Below are 1,699 nucleotides of genomic sequence, written 5' to 3' on the forward strand. Positions count from 1 at the left end.
TCGCATTGGACGAACCTATAAAATTCCTAAGGCATGCGTTATCGAATATTTATTGAGTGAAGAAATGTGCCATATCAAGATTGGTTGATATGGCTTTTTGCTTATTATTGGCCCAAAACCGTAGAAAAATCCGTTGGATTGTTTCCGCGTAAATCAATAGCTATCCTATGCTTTCTATGGTATTGTGATGTTGTCAATGGTAGGCAAAAACGCTGTTATTTCAAAGGAGGATAACAATGATAACAGGCTGCCTACAAGAAAAAAATAATACTTATTACGCCGTTTTATACATTAAGGTGGACGGCAAAAGAAAAACCAAATGGATTCCCACCGGATTGCCGGTAGCGGGAACCAGCGACAGGAAAGCGAAGAAAGCCTTTGACCAGATCCGGTTGGAATACGAACAGGAGCAGGAAGAAAAGGAGCGTCGGGAAGCTGAGGAACGTGCCAGAGAACTAATCGAGGGCAAACGGAATCCCCAAGCAGAGGTACTGTTTACTGACTACCTTCAAAAATGGCTGATACAAGCAAAACCCACGATAGCTAAAACAACATTCAAAGGCTATCAAACCATGCTGGATGGGCGAATCAGCCGGTACTTTACCGAACTGAACATCACCTTGGCAGAGGTTACTCCACAGCATATTCAAGACTTCCATCAATCAATTTTTGATGAGGGCCACACACCGAATACGGTTATCCATTATCACGCAGTCCTCCGCAGAGCACTACAGAATGCGGTGAAAAAGGAGATCATCGACAGTAACCCTGCTGACCGGGTAGACAGACCAAAAAAGAATATATATCAGGCTCAGTTTTATTCCGCAGAGGAAATGATGGCACTGTTTGATGCGATATCAGATGATCCCTTGGAGATTTGTGTGAAGCTGGCAGCTTACTATGGCTTACGCCGAAGCGAAGTTCTCGGATTAAAGTGGGACGCGATCAACCTTGAACAAAAAACCATCTCCATCAAGCACAAGGTGATTGAGGACACGGTAGATGGCAAAACCATAACGGTCGGGGAAGATGTACTGAAAACCAAATCCAGCTTCCGCACCCTTCCGTTGCTGACATCGGTGGAAAAGCTACTGCTTGCAGAAAAGGAAAAGCAGGAAATGTACCGAAAGCTATTCAAACGCTCTTACTGCCGAGATTACCTCGACTACATCTGCCTCGACCAAACAGGGAAGCTCATGCGCCCTAATTATGTAACGGATCACTTTAGCTGGGTGCTTGAAAAAACCGACCTCAAAAAAATCCGTTTCCACGATTTAAGACATTCCTGCGCCAGCTTACTGCTTGCAAATGGGATATCAATGAAACAAATTCAGATATGGCTGGGGCACAGCACCTTTTCGACCACAGCAGACATTTATTCTCATCTGGACTTCCACGCACAGATCGAATCTGGATTGGTTATGGATGGGATGTTTGAAAGAAACCGAGTGGCAGAACCTACTGGACTTGCAGCAATCAACTAATTTTCTACGGACTGCCTTATGGGAATACGGAAAAGCCTTATAGGGCAAGGGCTCAGGCATATCCGTTTTCTACACAAACAAAAAAAACGCCCTCAAAAGAGAGCGTAGAAAAGACCAAAAAAGGAAGAGCCTGTTGCGGACATTGACCGCAAACAGGCTCATGGCGGAGGCGGTGAGATTCGAACTCACGTGCCCGTGAGGACAACCTGATTTCG

The 1,699-nt window shown here is 45.1% G+C and carries 1 protein-coding gene; it reads left to right on the top strand.

All coding sequences use genetic code 11. The features are described 5' to 3' along the window. Window positions 1-236 precede the first annotated feature (236 nt). Entirely contained in the window at window positions 237-1,484 is a 1,248-nt protein-coding gene (locus RT018_RS15750; RefSeq protein ID WP_312943256.1) for a tyrosine-type recombinase/integrase, read from the top strand. Window positions 1,485-1,699: the final 215 nt, after the last annotated feature.

Source organism: Oscillibacter sp., assembly GCF_032060045.1.
Classification (GTDB): Bacteria; Bacillota; Clostridia; order Oscillospirales; family Oscillospiraceae; genus Oscillibacter.

What these genes read in the sequence shown, in the direction of transcription:
- RT018_RS15750 (WP_312943256.1), top strand. Translation starts at nt 237, where the DNA reads ATGATAACAGGCTGCCTACAAGAAAAAAATAATACTTATTACGCCGTT.